Genomic DNA, 15,554 nt, shown 5'->3' on the forward strand with positions numbered 1-15,554 from the left:
CAGTTACTCAAGTATATAATCAACAACTTTTGATTCTACAGTAACTTCTTTGATAAAAGAGACCACTTTGAGATGCTCTTCATGTGTCGCATATGTTTCAAGATCTGCTTGGGTTGCAAATGTTGAGTAAAGAGAGAGGTCCATAGCTCTGTCTGATTCATTAAAATTAATACCAACTTCAATGGTTCTGAGCACATCAATACTTTTTTCCAGACTTTCAAGTTTCGCTTTTGCCTTTGCTATATTTAAAGCTTTGTTTTCATCTTTAAATTTAAACATCACTATATGGACTATCATTTTTCAACCTTTAGATATTTCTTGCAATATTAGCAAAGATTTTATAATATTTTGCTAAGATACCTGTATGAAAGAGTTATACGGTGTAGGAATTTTATTTTTTTATTTTTTGAAATGGCCAATCGCCGTTGTTTATCCGTACATGCTGACACATGGTCTGCAGCATAATCCAATTCTGGATATTTTATGGGTCTACTCTGTATTTTTAATCTTCAAAGACCTTTACATGTACATCAGAAAAAAGAGTGACAAACTATAAAATATTTTTCCAAAAATATTCTGCAATAAAAACGATAAAAAATATTCCAAGTAAATTCAAAACTATTCCGTATTTCAGCATATCTTTTACCCCGACAGCTCCGCTGCTCATCGCAATAGCATTGGGCGGTGTGGCAATAGGCAGCATAAAAGCATAACTGGCACACAGGGTAGCCACCATCATGAAAAGTGTTGTATTTATGCCGGACTGCTCTGCTACAGAATAGATAACCGGCAGCATTATCGAAATCAGTGCCGTATTGGATGTAATTTCTGTTGTAAAGGTAATCAATACCGCAACACTCAACAGAAGAAGCAATGGTGAAAGTTCAGTCATATGTAAGAGATATGATGCAACCTCATCTGCCAGTCCGGTTTGTGCAAAAGCTTTTGCAATAGAAAAACCCGCACCAAATAAAAACATTATGGCATAAGGGATTTTTTTACTGTCCTCTTTCCATTGCAGTATATTAAAAGGCGGCATAAACAGTGCCAATCCAAAACCAAGCAGTATGCCACTCTCACTCATACCAAGACCATTCCAATAGGGTCTTACAGGAGCGTTGACAAACAAGACTGCAATTAAGCCCAACATTAAATACATCACTTTTTTCTGTGATGGCTCTAAAACTTTTTTTTCTATTTTTGTCTGTATCGGTATTGCATTGACACCGTAACTCAGTAAAAAACCGACACTTGTCAACATAAAAAGAGAGAGTGGCACAACCATAAATATCCACTGAAAAAACGGAATAAGCTGCATATTGTGTTCTTGCATAATACCGAGCAAAATCAAATTTGGAGGTGTGCCGATGGGTGTCAATATACCTCCTATACTTGCACCATAAGCAATAGCAAGGGCAAAACGCATTTTTAATTTTATATTATCTGTTAAAAAAACTGCAATACTGATAAGTAACAGGGTTGTTGTCGTATTGGACAAAATGGAACTTAAAAGAGCTGATGTCAGTGCAAGAGAAAATATCATCCCTCTTGGTGTTGCAGGAAACAAACCCAAAAGTTTATTGGCTACATGTAAATGCAGCTTTGTTTTCTCAACCGCTATTGCAAGTAAAAAACCGCCAAAAAAGAGATAAATGATAGGATTGGCATAATTTGTGGCAGTCATTTTTGTATCTAAAATCCCAAAGGCAGGAAAAAGAACTATCGGTAAAAGAGAGACTACGCCCAATGGCAGACCTTCGTTTGTCCAAAGCGTTACAAAAAAGGCTATACACCCTATAAGGGTACTCTGTTGGAGTGTAAAAAAGACTCCGCTTAGAGCAAAAAAGAAAAGTCCTATACTCAGTGCCACTGCTATTTTCATATATATCCTGCTTTCTACTTTGTCAATAAATCTTTCAAACTTTCATGTGGGTTTTTTCCCTCAAGTGTCAGATACACTTCTCTCGCAATAGGAAGATACAAACCATGTTTTGCAGAGATGTCTTGCAGCGCATACGCAGTTCCTATTCCCTCTGCAACTTCGCCCAATGCTTCAAGAATTTCTTTTTGAGTACGGCCTTTTGCAAGACCGATTCCCACTCTGAAGTTTCTGCTCATGGGAGAAGAAGCTGTTAAAAACAGATCACCTGCACCACTTAACCCTATGAAACTCTCCTCTTTTGCGCCGTATGCAATGCCAAAGCGTTGCATTTCAACCAAACCGCGAGATATCAACGCTGCAGCTGCATTATTTCCCAATGCCAATCCATTGCATATGCCTGCGGCAATCGCAATGACATTTTTGTATGCACCGCAAACTTCTGCGCCTGTCACATCATCTGAGGTATATGTTTTGATAAAAGAGGGAAACAAACCACCCAATTCTTGAGCAAGTTTCTCATTCGAGGAGTTTATAACCAAGGCAGTCGGCAGTGACTGCATCACTTCTGACGCAAAAGAGGGACCGGATAAAAAGGCTATGTTTTCATCGGGAACATACTTTTCATATATTTCATTTAAAAACTTTCCGCTTGTAGCCTCTATGCCCTTCGATGCCACAAGAATTTTTTGGTTTTTAAATACAAAATTTTCTTCAAGCCAGCCTGCTATCTGCTGTGCAGGTACTGTAATCACAAGATACTCACATTCAAGAATCTCATCTAGAGTGACAAAATTGTCTAAATCTCTCGGAGTTCTAGACGTTATAAGAACACTGTTTTTTTCACTCAGGGCAAATGCCAAAGCACTGCCCCACTTACCTGCTCCAATGACTCCAATTGACATATCGCTTACTCCCAATCAAATTTTCAAATTCCTGTATATCTTTTTCATATCCTACAATTACGAGAATATCACCGCTTTTTATAACATGCTCTTTTGCTTTGTTTGAATATATAAATTCACTCTGCATATCTTCGTGCATCACAGATAATACCAGTATGCCATTATATCGTGTCCAGTCTATACTTTTAAGTTTTTCATCTTTAAAATGACTTGTGTCATCAATTTTAATTTGTGCAATTTTGAGATCACTCTCTTCATATAAAATACTGTGCAGTACCTTGTTTGATACCGGCTTTTCCAATACATTTGCAATAATATCCGATGTCGTTTCTACAATCGGAATGACTTTTGTGGCTCCTGCCATTTTCAGTTTATCTGAATTTTCTTTATTTGATGCAATCGTTATAATTGTCAGGTTTTTAAAACTTGAACGCAGTGATATCGTTAAAAATATATTTTCGGAAGGGTCTTCCAATGCACAAAAAGCTATTGAATTTTCAATATCCACATTGTTTTCTATATCTTCCCACTCATCACTTAAATCAAAAAGTTCCACATCATACAAACCCTCTTTTTTATCATTGTCATCCAAAGAATACACTTTGATGCTGTTGTATTTGTCTTTTACATTTTTAATTATTTCATAGGCGTATTTATTGTGTCCAAATATCAATGCTGTAGTTTTAGTCATCATGTACTCTTGTATGCAAATATTTTTCAAATTCTTTAATATACACCTGATATCCAATGACCAGAAGATAATCTCCGGCCTCCAACAAAGTGCTGTCTAAAGGGTTAAAATAAAAACGGTCTTTTTCATGCTTATACACGCCAAGCAAAACGATACTGTAGTGTTTATTGTTCAAATCTCCGACTGTAGGAAAGTTTTCTACAATTCTTTTGGTGATGCCGATCTCATCGATAATTACATCAGAATCCTCACTCCTAAGCTCATGAATCACTTCAAAAGCAACAGGCTTTCCTACCAGCTCTTTAGTTATAAGTCCCACAAGCTCCTGAGGATAAACTATTTTATTGATGCCTACAAACTCCAGTTTGTTACGGTTTGCATCATTGTTTAACAAAGACAAAATCATAACATCTTTGTTCAAAGAGCGTATAGTCAAAGCGGCATAAACATTGTCTACATCATTTTCACGCAGACACAGCACTCCTTTGAGTTGTTTTTTCATATCTATGTTGAGTTTTTCATAGCTTTCTTTATTGCCGGGATTATAATTTAATGTAGTATACCCGTCCAGTTTTGCATTTTCCACCCTTTGGGTATCTTCATCAAGAACGATAATGTTATGCCCGCTTTTTGAAAGTTTTCTGGCAACTTCCCTGGCAACATTTTCATATCCGCATATCAAATAAAATTTTTTTAGTTTGGCAATATTTTCAATTGTTTTTATCTCTTTGATCTCTTCAAGCTTCTCGGTAAAAGCAGAAACAAACAAAGATGTAGTAAATGCCAAAACTGCAATACCTGCAATGATAACGATGATGGATACAAAACGCCCTTCGCTCGTTACCGGAACTATATCACCGTATCCCACAGTTGAAATGGTCACTATAGCCCAGTAAAGTGCTTCAAAAAGAGTATCAACAGGAGAGTCTGCCCTGTTGCCTTCCATAACATAAATCAAAACAGAAGAGATAAAAATAACGACAAAGGCAAAAATACCAAGCGTAAAAAACTCAAACTTTTTTGTTGCAAGAACAGAACTCAGTATTTGCAAACTTTTGGCATACCGAAAAAGTTTAAAAACCCTAAAAAGAATAAATATACGCAACAGTCTCAATTCATGGAAAAACGGTAAAATTGCAAGAAGATCTATAATGGCTTTTGGTGATGCCATATAGCTGAGTTTTACTTTTGCGATCTCTTTAAACGCCTTGTAAAGATTAACCTCTCGAAGCAAAAATGTATCATGTTCCGCTCGTTTGACAATAATTTCACTGACACTGCTGTTTACCCACAAACGCAACATATACTCTATAAAAAAAATGATAGAAATTACATAATTGCTAAAAAACATCAGGTAGTCATTTACATGATGTTTGACTTCCCGAATTAAAACACCCACACTTATAAAAATAAGCAGAATCATAAAGATATCTATATATCTTTTATATTTGCATTTGTCATTCTCTAAAATATTGTAAAAAAAGTTTTTAAAAGACTGATACTTTTTTGAGGTATTTAAAAAATAGGCCGCATCAAGTATCAAACTTTTTATCATAGAAGTTAACCCAGTTTAGCTTTAAGAATTTCATTGACAACCTGTGGATTTGCACTTCCTTTGCTTGCTTTCATCACCTGACCGACAAAGAAACCGAAAAGTTTCTCTTTTCCGCCTTTGTACTGGGCAACTTTATCCTCATTTGCATTGATAATTTCATCACACATCGCCTCGATTGCTCCGGTATCTGTAACCTGTTTGAGTCCGAGTTTGTCAATTGCACTGTCAACATCTACAGTTTCATTCTCCATTAAAAAATCTAAAACTTCTTTCGCCGCTTTACCGCTGATGGTTTTATCATCTATTCTTTTGACCAAAAATCCAAGCTTTTTTGCATCTACCGGAGAGTTCGTTATATTTATCTCCCCTTTAAAACGGGCAGGCAATTCCACAGTCAGCCATGTAGTAGCCGTTTTTGCACTCACCCCTTCCTCTTGCAGCATTGTTTCAAAAAAGTTTGCCGTCTCCACGGCAGAAGTGATTACCATAGCATTGTATTTATTCATACCGTATTCATTCACAAAACGCTCTTTTTTTGCATCAGGCAGTTCAGGAATTTGTGTATATTTTTGCATCATTTCATCTGTTACAACACATTTGAGCAGATCAGGTTCCGGAAAATATCTGTAATCAGCCGCTTCTTCTTTTCCTCTCATAGAACGTGTTTCCTGTTTTACAGGATCAAAAAGACGTGTTTCCTGACAAATCTCTTCTTCATATGTTCCATCTTCCCATGCATCAATCTGACGAGCCACTTCAAGCTCTATAGCACGCTGAATAAATTTAAAAGAGTTGATGTTTTTAATCTCGACACGGGTATACAGCTTTTCATCTCCTTTAGGACGGATAGAGACATTTACATCCACTCGAAAAGAACCCTCCTGCATGTTCGCATCACCTATATCCAAATAGCGGATAATCGAGTGGAGCTTTTTCAGATAAAGAATCGCATCTTCAGCACTGCGCATATCCGGTTCACTTACAATTTCGAGCAAAGGTGTTCCGGCACGGTTTAAATCAACTTTTGAAATATTGCCGTCATGGATGTTTTTACCGGCATCAGCCTCTATATGTGCCCGATTGACACGAATCGTTTTGTGTGAACCGTCTTCAAAATCAATTTGCAGTTTCCCGTGTTCCACTATAGGCGTATAGAGCTGCGTAATTTGATAAGAAGAGGGAGAATCCGGATAAAAATAGGATTTTCTGTCAAAATAAGAAACTCTGTTAATCGTAGCATCAAGGGCTGTACCGAGCATTATGGATTTATGTATAACTTCTTTGTTAAGCACAGGAAGTGCACCGGGCAGTGCCAAACAGGTCGGACAGGTATTTGTATTTTGCTTATGGTTAAAACTCGTAGGACACGAGCAAAAAAGTTTCGTTTTTGTATTTAATTGTACGTGGACTTCAAGACCGATAACTACTTCAAACATAAATTTCCTTGTGAAAATAAATTAATTGTTCTTATTTTAACCAATGTATGCTTTAAAGGACGTTATGAAGTGACTTGAGTATAGATTTTTTCTAAGAGTTTGGTTTGTTTTTTCGCTTCCTGCAGTCGCTGTTTATTGACTAAAAAAGCATCTATTGCGAGAATAAGAAAGAGTGAGATAAAGATATATACCATCGTGGTAAAAATCGCTATTACGATTCCGAAATTGATAAATATCTTGAAAGTAAACAGAGCACCGAACAATACTATTGCCCATGATGCTCCAAGCAAAAAGCTTATAATTTTTTCATAAATGTCTTTTTGCATTGAGAGAAATTAGATAGTCTCATCGACAAGTAATGAACCACCAAGGTAAACATATGTAAGCATCATAAAGATAAACGCCTGTAAAAATGCCATAAATGTCAACAGAGCAAACGGAACAATCGGCAATATCCAAGGAGCAAGCATCAATATTACCATCAAGAACATATCATCCCCTTTTACATTTCCAAAAAGACGGAATGTCAAAGAGATAATACGGGAGATATGAGACACAATCTCAATCGGGAACATTAACCAGTACAGCCACCAGACAGGTCCAAGAAAGTGCTTGAGATAAAGCAGCAGACCATGCTCTTTAATACCAACATAGTTGTAATACACAAATACTGTTATAGCAAGAGCCAAAGGCATTTCCAACATTGCTGTAGGCGCTTCAAATCCTGGGAATATTCCAATAATATTTGCAATTCCAACAAACAAACCGATAGTTGCTACCAGTGCAACATATTTACGGGCATGCAATCTGCCCATTACATCCGTACCCATAGACCATACACCCTGCACGTATGCTTCCATCAGGTTTTGTGTCCCTTTGGGTACAAGTTGTAAATTTGACATAGCCACTCTCGCTAAGATTAAAGCTATACCGGCTGATAGCAACATGTGACTCATAAAAATAAACGTTTTATCTTCTGAGATAAGTCCGAAAAAAGTAAACAGTTCACCCATAGGTGTGCTCCCTTGTCTTTAAATATTGACGCAATTATACTCAAAGTTGCATTAAATTATTCTAAGTTTTGTTATAATCATCCCAAGAATATTTTAATCGAGGAGGATTTCATGAATATTTTAAAATCCGTTACATATATTACATTGAGTGTTTCATTGCTTTTTGGGGCCTCTCAACAGGAAAACAAACAACTGCAGAACATAGTAAGAACAGGACAGAAAAGTTCCATGCTGCTGCTAAAAACCCTGGGTTCCAATATGAAAAGAAATATGAAAGCAGGCGGTCCTATGCAAGCCCTTGATTTCTGTACACAAAAAGCCTATACCCTGACAGAGGAAGTGAACAAAAAGCTTCCAAAAGGAGTAACAGTCAAAAGAATCAGTACAAAATACAGAAACCCCGCCAACCAGCCGCAAGGTAATGAACAAGAAGTTTTGGCATCACTTGAAAAGCTCCAAAGCCTACATGTAAAGCTACCAAAACAGTTGATACAAAAAGTAGATGAACATACATACAAATACTATAAACCATTAGTAATAAACAAACAGGTGTGCTTGAAATGTCATGGAAATATACAGAATGAAGCTTTAAAACGTGCCATTGCCCAAAGATATCCGGAAGATAAAGCACAGCACTACAAGATGGGTGACTTGAGAGGAGCCGTCGTTGTTACGATTAAAAAGTAAATAAAGTAGAGTTTTCTACTTTATTTGGCAAATTCCACAGCCCGACTTTCCCGAATAACATTTACTTTAATTTCACCCGGATACTGCACACGATCTTCTATCTCTTTTGCAATTTCTCTTGCCATCAGAATTGACTCATCATCATTTACCAAAGTTGCATTCACGATGACTCTGACTTCCCGTCCGGCATTAATCGCATATGCCTGTTTGACACCGCTGTGACGCGATGCGATATCTTCTATTTCGGTAACACGCTTTAAAAAACTCTCCAGAACTTCTCTTCGTGCACCCGGACGTGCCGCTGAAAGTGCATCTGCAGCACAAACCGCACCACACTCTATGGAGTTGATTTCCTGTTGTCCGTGATGTGCATAGATTGCATTGATGACAACTTCATCTTCATTGTATCTGCGACAAATCTGGGCCCCTAAATCAACATGATTTCCATCCATATCATGCGTCAATGCCTTGCCTATATCATGCAAAAGTCCTGCCCGTTTTGCCAAGATCGGGTCTCCCCCCATTTCTGCAGCCATAATTCCGGCAAGATGGGCAACCTCAAGCGTATGGGCTAACGCATTTTGTCCGTAACTTGCGCGGTAACGCAGTCTTCCGATTAATTTCATAAGTTCCGGGTGCATTACACCGATATTCATTTCTGCTATCAGTTCTTCACCTTCTGCCAAAATTTTGGATTCAAACTCCTCAGAAACTTTTTTAAATATCTCTTCTATTCGCGCAGGCTGAATTCTTCCGTCTTCTATAAGCAACTGCAGTGTTTTTGTTGCAATAGCTCGACGATACAAATTAAAACTGCTCACAAGAATAGCATTTGGTGTGTCATCTATAATGATATCCACACCAAGAAGAGTTTCCAAAGCCTTGATATTTCGCCCTTCTTTACCGATAATGCGGCCTTTGAGTTCATCACTCTCCAAATGAACCAGATTTGTCAATCTCTCAGAAGCAAATTCTCCGGCAAAACGACTCGTTGCCTGTGCCAAAATAAAATTGGCTTTGCGCTCCCCTTCTTGTCTGGCTTCATTTTCATATTTTCTTACAATATGTGCTATCTCGCCACGCGCCTTTTCTTCAATTTTATCAAGAAGAATTTTTTTAGCCTCTTCCTGTGTCATACCTGCACTGTGTTCTATGGTATGGACTGCTTCATCTATTTTCTCTTCATACTTTTTTTTCAGTGAAGCCAGTGATTTTTCATTTCTTTCCAGGTTAACTTTTTGTGCTTTGATTCTGTTTAACTCATTTTGAATGTTTTTTTCTTCATCCTGTATCAAGCGCTTTAGACTTTGTTCTTTGCGTAAAAGTTCATCTTCTCTTTGCGCAAAATCTGCACGTGCACGTTCTTTGGCACTGTCAAAGGCTTTTTGTGCTTCATGCTCTATTTCACGTGCTTTGAGTTTTGCACGTTCCAGAAGTGTCTGTGCTTCATTTTCAATCGCCTTTGCTTTGGCAACCGCCTGTTCAACATATACATCAAAGTTAGCACCGGTTATCTTTTTAGAAATTAAAAAACCAACTACTCCACTTACTGTTGCAATTGCACCACCAAGCAGTATTTCGTTTAACATCTAATAAACCTTTTTATAAAGACCTTAGCTACTCCGTTTACGCAGTGTTCTTGTCGGGGTTATAAGTACATCACATGCCACATCATATGCATCACATATCGAACTCTCTGTGTGACAAAATACCGGTTGTACAAAAATAGTATATGGTTTTTCTTTTAATTTTGCAAAGAAACGATCATACATCCCTTTTCCAAAACCAATTCTCTGTAAATTACCGTCAACTCCCACTGCTGGAACTATAGCTATATCAATTTTATTATTTTTTTTTATTGTATTTCCCGCTTCAAAAATATCAAATTTTTTTTTCTTTAGCGGTAATCTAAATGGTACCATTTTAAAACTTTCGCCTTGCATAAACGGCACAAAAATATCGTGTTTTTTTCTCATTTTTTTAAGCACTTTAAGGATGTCCGCCTCATATGGCAACGGATAAAAAAACAATATTTTCAGTCTTTTGCCGGTTTTAAAATATTCCAACTCTTTTAAGAGTGCATTATTTATTAAAAAATCTTTATAAAACTTATTGTGTTGTGATGCTTTTTTAATCTTTTGAAGACATATTTGCCTGAAACTGTTTTTTGTAAGAGTCATATTAAATCTTTATCGCTATAATTTTGCATATTTTACACAAATAAACAAACAAAGGCAAAAAAATATATGAGAAACACTCCACTCTTAACTACTTTACTGGCAATCGGATTACTTTTTGGAGCCTGCTCAAAAGAGAAAGAAAACACCCGCCAAGAAGCAAATTCACTCCTTGCAACAAATGAAATCGTTTTAACATCACTCGACAACAAACAGCTTGTTGTCGAAAAAGCAGACAATGGACTGCAACTTGAGGGGGCAAAAGGCAAAGTAGTCATTTATGATATATTTGCAACCTGGTGTCCGCCTTGTCAGGCGGAAGCGTCACACCTTGCCTCACTCCAAAAAAAATACAAAGATAAACTCATCATTATTGGGATTAGCGTTGAAAACAATATTCCAAACGAAAAGCTTGAAACATTCAAAAAACAATATAATGCAAACTATACTCTTGTCAATTCAAGTGAAAACTCACGTATCATCAGTGAAATAGCAAAAGAGTTAAAATTAGGCAGAGACTTCGGAATTCCGCTTATGGTTTTATATAAAGACGGTAAAATAATCAATTATTATCAGGGTGCTACAGAAGAAGAGTTTATCGAAAGTGACATTAAAAAAGCGTTAGGAATATAACAATGTTTGGTTTTATAAAAAAATCCCTCAGCAAAACCGTCGCCGCTATAAAAACAGTCGCTCCAAAGAAAAAAATCACTTTTACCAAAGAAGAACTCGAGGACATTTTGCTTGAAGCGGATGTAGAATATGCTTTGGTCGAAATCATTCTCAACGAAATATACCAAGACAAAATCACACGTGAAATTTTGCGTTCCAAACTCTTGGCGACACTGGCATACACCTCTTACAAAGAACCGGAGTTCACACCGCCTTTTGTAGAACTCATAGTCGGCGTCAACGGTGCCGGAAAAACAACCACTATTGCAAAACTCGCTTACAAGTACAAGCAGGAAGGCAAAAAAGTTTTACTCGGTGCAGGCGATACCTTTCGTGCCGCAGCCATCGAACAGCTGACACTTTGGGCAAACAGACTTGACATTCCCATTGTTTCTTCCAAACAGGGACATGACAGCTCGGCAGTTGCCTATGATGCCATAGATTCGGCAAAGGCAAAAGGCATAGACAACGTCATCATTGACACCGCAGGGCGTCTGCACACACAGACAAACCTGGCAAATGAGCTCAAAAAAGTAAAACGCATCTGCGACAAAGCCCACAAAGGCGCACCGCACAGAACCGTACTCATCATAGACGGCACACAGGGCAATTCCGCAATAAGTCAGGCAAAGGCCTTCAATGAGATGATAGGCATAGACGGCATCATCATCACAAAACTCGACGGTACGGCAAAAGGCGGCAGTATCTTCTCCATCGCCTATGCCTTGGAACTTCCTATAATTTACGTAGGCACAGGAGAACAGCCGGAAAATCTCACACCGTTTGACAAATACGAATTTGTCGATGGTCTGCTTGATGCCATTTTTACAGAAGATGCATAACTCTGCTTTTATATTATAGTACTTCATAAAACATACGGATAAAATATGGTTCAAACCATAATTTTATGATATAATATTTATGTTCAAACAATAAAAGGACTTCTAATGCTTCAAACTCTTAAAGATTATCAACTGAACTATTTACGAGTTTTAAAAAGTTCCTATAAGCGCTATATACACAAAAATATAGATTTTTCTCAAAAAATGATAGGTCTCATAGGTGCCAGAGGTGTTGGAAAAACAACTTTCTTATTACAGTATTTACAAGAAAATGATCTGCCTCTTGCTAAAAAGCTTTACTTTAGTGCAGATGCAATAGAAATAGAATCATTGTTTGAGATAGCATACAACTTTTCAAAAGAGGGTGGGAAGCTACTTGTCATAGATGAAATTCATAAATATAAAAATTTTGAAATAGAGCTAAAAAAAATTTATGATATGCTTGATTTACATGTAATATTTTCTGGTTCAAGTGCATTGCAATTAGATAATTCTAAAGGAGATTTAAGCAGACGAGCTGTTCTATACCATATGAAAGGTCTGTCTTTTAGAGAATTTATAGAGTTAAAGAGCTCAAAAAAGTTGCCAACTTTTACATATGAAAAACTTTTTGTCGACCATGAAAATATAGCGTATGAAATATCTTCCAAATTAAAAATTTATGAGTATTGGACGGAGTATCTAAAAATGGGATACTACCCTTTTTATTTTGAAAATGAGGGAAGTTATCTGCTTAGACTCCAAGAGACAATCAATACGGTTATTGAAGTAGATATACCCTCTATTTTTCCGATAGAGTATGATAAAATTATTAAGCTTAAAAAGCTTATAAAATTTGTATGTGAATCTAAACCATTTAAAATCAATATTAAAGAGCTCTCTGTAAAAATAGGTACAAGTGATTACCATACACTCTATAAATATATGGAGTATTTAAAAAGAGGTAAAATTCTTAACCTTTTAAGAGCGAAAACCAAAGGCGATAATATTTTCACTAAGCCGGATAAACTTTATTTGGGAAATACGAATCTTCATTATGCGTATTGCCAAAATATTGAGATAGGTACGATTAGAGAAGTTTTTTTTATGAGTATGTTTGACGATGATGTTCTAAGTGTACCTGCAAAAGGTGATTTTTTAATAAACAATAAATATTTGGTAGAAGTAGGCAGTAAAAATAAAACTTTTAAACAAATAAAAGATATACCAGACAGCTTTGTTGTTGCGGATGATATTGAAATCGGGCACGGCAATAAGATTCCACTCTGGTTGTTTGGGTTTTTATATTAAAATTTATCATTAAAGCAGGTTGAACATAAGGTAGTAAAAAGGATATTCAATCACAGGGGTGGAATTAGAAGATATGTAACAAAAGAAGAAAATCAAGTTTTTCACTCTCTGAGACATAATCCAAGTTCACAAATGCTTAGAAATGCAGTACACCAAAAACTTCCGAAAGATTTAATAAACAGAATACTTGGACATGAACCTGATAAAGACACTACTACTCAGCAGTATTTTAGTGGGTATAGTGTTAAGGAACTTTTTAAGGGAATTAAGTGGTTGGAGTTTGGAAAATTATAGCTTGATAAATATTTATATTATCAGTTGTATCATTTTAAGCTTTTCTATATATAATTTGTAGGAAGTAGAATAATCTGCAACAGATGTTTGATGTGTCAATATAAAGAGTTGCAAAAATATTATGCAAAAAAAAATTAATACAAAATTACCCCTCTCAATGCCATTAAGTTAAGAAAATAGCTTGATGTTTTCTCGGAACCTAGGTTTTAACCAAGGCCTTAGTCTTGAAAGGCACAAAGCCCGCACTGAAGTACGGGTTTCGAAAAAGCCGCTTAACTTAATGCCATTGGACTACCCCCCCTGTGATTGGCTCTTTCTATTTTATGACAAAATGTCATTTTTTTAATACAAAAATAAAAAATAGATTATAATGCTTCAAATATAAATAAGAGATGATCATTATGGCTAAGAAAAAAGTACTCTTTGAGTGTCAACACTGTGGGCTTACCACACCTAAATGGATGGGAAAATGTACCAACTGTGGTGCCTGGGACAGCTTTGTTGAATTAAACGAGCACCAGCAGGAAGTTGTCAAACAGACAAAATCAACGACATCATCATCGGCTAAAGCTGTCAGTATTAATGACATTGTAGAAGAAGAAGTCTATAGATTTTCTTCACTCGACGATGAGCTTGACAATGTTTTAGGAGGAGGCATTGTTCCCGGTTCACTCACACTTATAGGAGGAAGTCCGGGTGTTGGCAAATCAACCCTCTTGCTTAAAGTAGGTTCAAACATTGCATCAACAGGCAAAGATGTACTGTATGTTACAGGAGAGGAATCAGCCGGACAGATAAAACTGCGTGCAAACCGCCTCAAGTCAAACCATGATTCACTCTACCTTTTAAGTGAAATACGACTTGAGCAGATTTTGGTTGAACTTGAACACAGAAAATATGATTTTTTGATTATTGATTCTATTCAAACTATTTACTCGGAAAACATCTCTTCTGCTCCGGGAAGTGTTACACAGGTTCGCCAGATCACTTTTGAATTGATGCGTATTGCCAAAGACAAGGATATAGCCATTTTCATTATCGGGCATATTACAAAAGAAGGCTCTATTGCCGGTCCTCGGGTTTTGGAACATATGGTTGACACCGTTTTGTATTTTGAAGGGGATTCTTCCCAGGAGCTGAGAATTTTACGAGGCTTTAAAAACCGTTTCGGGGCAACAAGTGAAATAGGTGTTTTTGAGATGAAAGCCGAAGGACTTGTGAGTGCCACAGACATTGCTTCACGCTTTTTTAACCGTAACTCCTCTCAAAGCGGTTCTGCACTTACTGTCATTATGGAGGGTTCCCGTCCCATCATTTTAGAAGTTCAGGCGCTTGTGTCAGAATCACACACGCCAAATGCAAAAAGACAGGCAACCGGCTTTGACAACAACCGACTAAATATGCTTTTGGCACTGCTTGAGCGAAAACTGGAGATTCCGCTTTCGGGATATGATGTTTTCATCAATATAACAGGCGGTATTAAAATCACCGAAACAGCAGCCGATTTAGCCATACTCGCAGCAATTATCAGCAGTTTCCGTGACCGTGCCATCTCAAAAGAGACTATTTTTATAGGTGAAGTCTCTCTGGTTGGCGATGTTCGAGAAGTATATGCCCTTGATGCAAGGCTCAAAGAGGCGAGAATGCAAAATATCACCAAGGCACTTGTATCTAAAAAACCACTTGAAAAGACAAGTATAAAAACATTTATAGTCGATGAAGTAACAAAACTTTTGGAGTGGTATTAAATTATACATTTTAAAGTTATATTTGCATAATTTCGTTGTATAATAACTCTATATTTTCAAAAGGCAAAAAATGATAGATGCAGAGTTTAGAAGCGAAGAACGATTTTCAAGATTGTCACTGGCTTACGAATGTGCGAAAGAAAAAGATGATGTATGTGCAAAAATAGAATCAATAATCAATAAATATGCTTTCAAGCCTGACACATATACAACAAAAGTCGCTAATGGAAAAGAAGTTTTGGTTATTGAATTTCATGATGACTGTAATCGTGAAGCCGGACCGATTTTTGAAGAAATAATCAAGTCTCTTGATGTTAAAGTTATTAACTGAAAATAAAAATAATTATTTTTCTGATATACTAACA

The 15,554-nt window shown here is 36.7% G+C and carries 17 protein-coding genes; 7 read left to right on the plus strand and 10 right to left on the minus strand.

Annotated features, from left to right (window positions below):
* Positions 1-3 precede the first annotated feature (3 nt).
* Complete coding sequence (locus MLC52_RS07660) at positions 4-297, minus strand: Dabb family protein (protein WP_151900097.1); 294 nt, start codon at positions 295-297, stop codon at positions 4-6.
* Between the two features lie 67 nt (positions 298-364).
* Between MLC52_RS07660 and MLC52_RS07665 the strand changes: the two genes are divergently transcribed.
* On the plus strand, positions 365-556 hold the full coding sequence (locus MLC52_RS07665; RefSeq protein ID WP_418640427.1) for a hypothetical protein: 192 nt from the start codon (positions 365-367) through the stop codon (positions 554-556).
* Here the strand turns inward: MLC52_RS07665 and MLC52_RS07670 are convergent.
* From MLC52_RS07670 to MLC52_RS07700, 7 genes are all read right to left on the minus strand, one after another.
* A complete protein-coding gene (locus MLC52_RS07670; protein ID WP_434579912.1) occupies positions 551-1,882 on the minus strand; it encodes an SLC13 family permease in 1,332 nt (443 codons plus the stop codon). The genes MLC52_RS07665 and MLC52_RS07670 overlap by 6 nt on opposite strands.
* Positions 1,883-1,896: 14 nt before the next feature.
* Complete coding sequence (locus tag MLC52_RS07675; RefSeq protein WP_434579914.1) at positions 1,897-2,784, minus strand: NAD(P)H-dependent glycerol-3-phosphate dehydrogenase; 888 nt, start codon at positions 2,782-2,784, stop codon at positions 1,897-1,899.
* Positions 2,756-3,475, minus strand: coding sequence for an NAD-binding protein (locus tag MLC52_RS07680; protein ID WP_151900093.1), 720 nt, complete (start codon positions 3,473-3,475; stop codon positions 2,756-2,758). The genes MLC52_RS07675 and MLC52_RS07680 overlap by 29 nt, the downstream gene beginning before the upstream one ends.
* On the minus strand, positions 3,468-5,030 hold the full coding sequence (locus MLC52_RS07685; protein ID WP_188110050.1) for an ion transporter: 1,563 nt from the start codon (positions 5,028-5,030) through the stop codon (positions 3,468-3,470). The genes MLC52_RS07680 and MLC52_RS07685 overlap by 8 nt, the downstream gene beginning before the upstream one ends.
* 5 nt (positions 5,031-5,035) lie before the next feature.
* The gene (gatB, locus tag MLC52_RS07690) at positions 5,036-6,466 is read right to left on the minus strand and encodes an Asp-tRNA(Asn)/Glu-tRNA(Gln) amidotransferase subunit GatB (protein WP_346388888.1); all 1,431 of its coding nucleotides are present in this window, start codon (positions 6,464-6,466) and stop codon (positions 5,036-5,038) included.
* A 62-nt stretch (positions 6,467-6,528) separates the two neighbouring features.
* Complete coding sequence (locus MLC52_RS07695; protein ID WP_226065585.1) at positions 6,529-6,792, minus strand: hypothetical protein; 264 nt, start codon at positions 6,790-6,792, stop codon at positions 6,529-6,531.
* A 9-nt stretch (positions 6,793-6,801) separates the two neighbouring features.
* Positions 6,802-7,479 carry a F0F1 ATP synthase subunit A gene (locus tag MLC52_RS07700; RefSeq protein ID WP_151900090.1) on the minus strand — a complete coding sequence of 226 codons (678 nt, stop codon included), beginning with the start codon at positions 7,477-7,479 and terminating at the stop codon, positions 6,802-6,804.
* A 111-nt stretch (positions 7,480-7,590) separates the two neighbouring features.
* Here MLC52_RS07700 and MLC52_RS07705 point away from each other — a divergent pair, with 111 nt between their 5' ends.
* Positions 7,591-8,166 (plus strand): Tll0287-like domain-containing protein, encoded by a 576-nt coding sequence (locus MLC52_RS07705; protein ID WP_434579917.1) that lies wholly within the window; start codon positions 7,591-7,593, stop codon positions 8,164-8,166.
* A gap of 20 nt (positions 8,167-8,186) precedes the next feature.
* On the opposite strand, the gene rny is transcribed toward MLC52_RS07705, so the two are convergent.
* Positions 8,187-9,755 (minus strand): ribonuclease Y, encoded by a 1,569-nt coding sequence (gene rny, locus MLC52_RS07710; protein WP_151900088.1) that lies wholly within the window; start codon positions 9,753-9,755, stop codon positions 8,187-8,189.
* Between the two features lie 24 nt (positions 9,756-9,779).
* The gene (locus tag MLC52_RS07715; protein ID WP_434579920.1) at positions 9,780-10,346 is read right to left on the minus strand and encodes a 5-formyltetrahydrofolate cyclo-ligase; all 567 of its coding nucleotides are present in this window, start codon (positions 10,344-10,346) and stop codon (positions 9,780-9,782) included.
* Positions 10,347-10,412: 66 nt separating this feature from the next.
* On the opposite strand from MLC52_RS07715, the gene MLC52_RS07720 reads away from it, so the two are divergent.
* The 5 genes from MLC52_RS07720 to MLC52_RS07740 all read left to right on the plus strand — a co-directional run bounded on the left by MLC52_RS07720 (position 10,413) and on the right by MLC52_RS07740 (position 15,520).
* Positions 10,413-10,976 (plus strand): TlpA family protein disulfide reductase, encoded by a 564-nt coding sequence (locus tag MLC52_RS07720; RefSeq protein ID WP_151900086.1) that lies wholly within the window; start codon positions 10,413-10,415, stop codon positions 10,974-10,976.
* Positions 10,977-10,978: 2 nt separating this feature from the next.
* Positions 10,979-11,857, plus strand: coding sequence for a signal recognition particle-docking protein FtsY (gene ftsY, locus MLC52_RS07725; RefSeq protein WP_346388892.1), 879 nt, complete (start codon positions 10,979-10,981; stop codon positions 11,855-11,857).
* A 105-nt stretch (positions 11,858-11,962) separates the two neighbouring features.
* The gene (locus MLC52_RS07730) at positions 11,963-13,147 is read left to right on the plus strand and encodes an AAA family ATPase (protein ID WP_346388893.1); all 1,185 of its coding nucleotides are present in this window, start codon (positions 11,963-11,965) and stop codon (positions 13,145-13,147) included.
* A gap of 695 nt (positions 13,148-13,842) precedes the next feature.
* Entirely contained in the window at positions 13,843-15,189 is a 1,347-nt protein-coding gene (gene radA / locus MLC52_RS07735; RefSeq protein WP_346388894.1) for a DNA repair protein RadA, read from the plus strand.
* Positions 15,190-15,259: 70 nt separating this feature from the next.
* Complete coding sequence (locus tag MLC52_RS07740) at positions 15,260-15,520, plus strand: hypothetical protein (protein WP_151900081.1); 261 nt, start codon at positions 15,260-15,262, stop codon at positions 15,518-15,520.
* Positions 15,521-15,554 lie beyond the last annotated feature (34 nt).

Origin of the sequence: Sulfurimonas sp. NW15 (assembly GCF_051132285.1) — a bacterium.
GTDB classification, from domain to species: domain Bacteria; phylum Campylobacterota; class Campylobacteria; order Campylobacterales; family Sulfurimonadaceae; genus Sulfurimonas; species Sulfurimonas hydrogeniphila.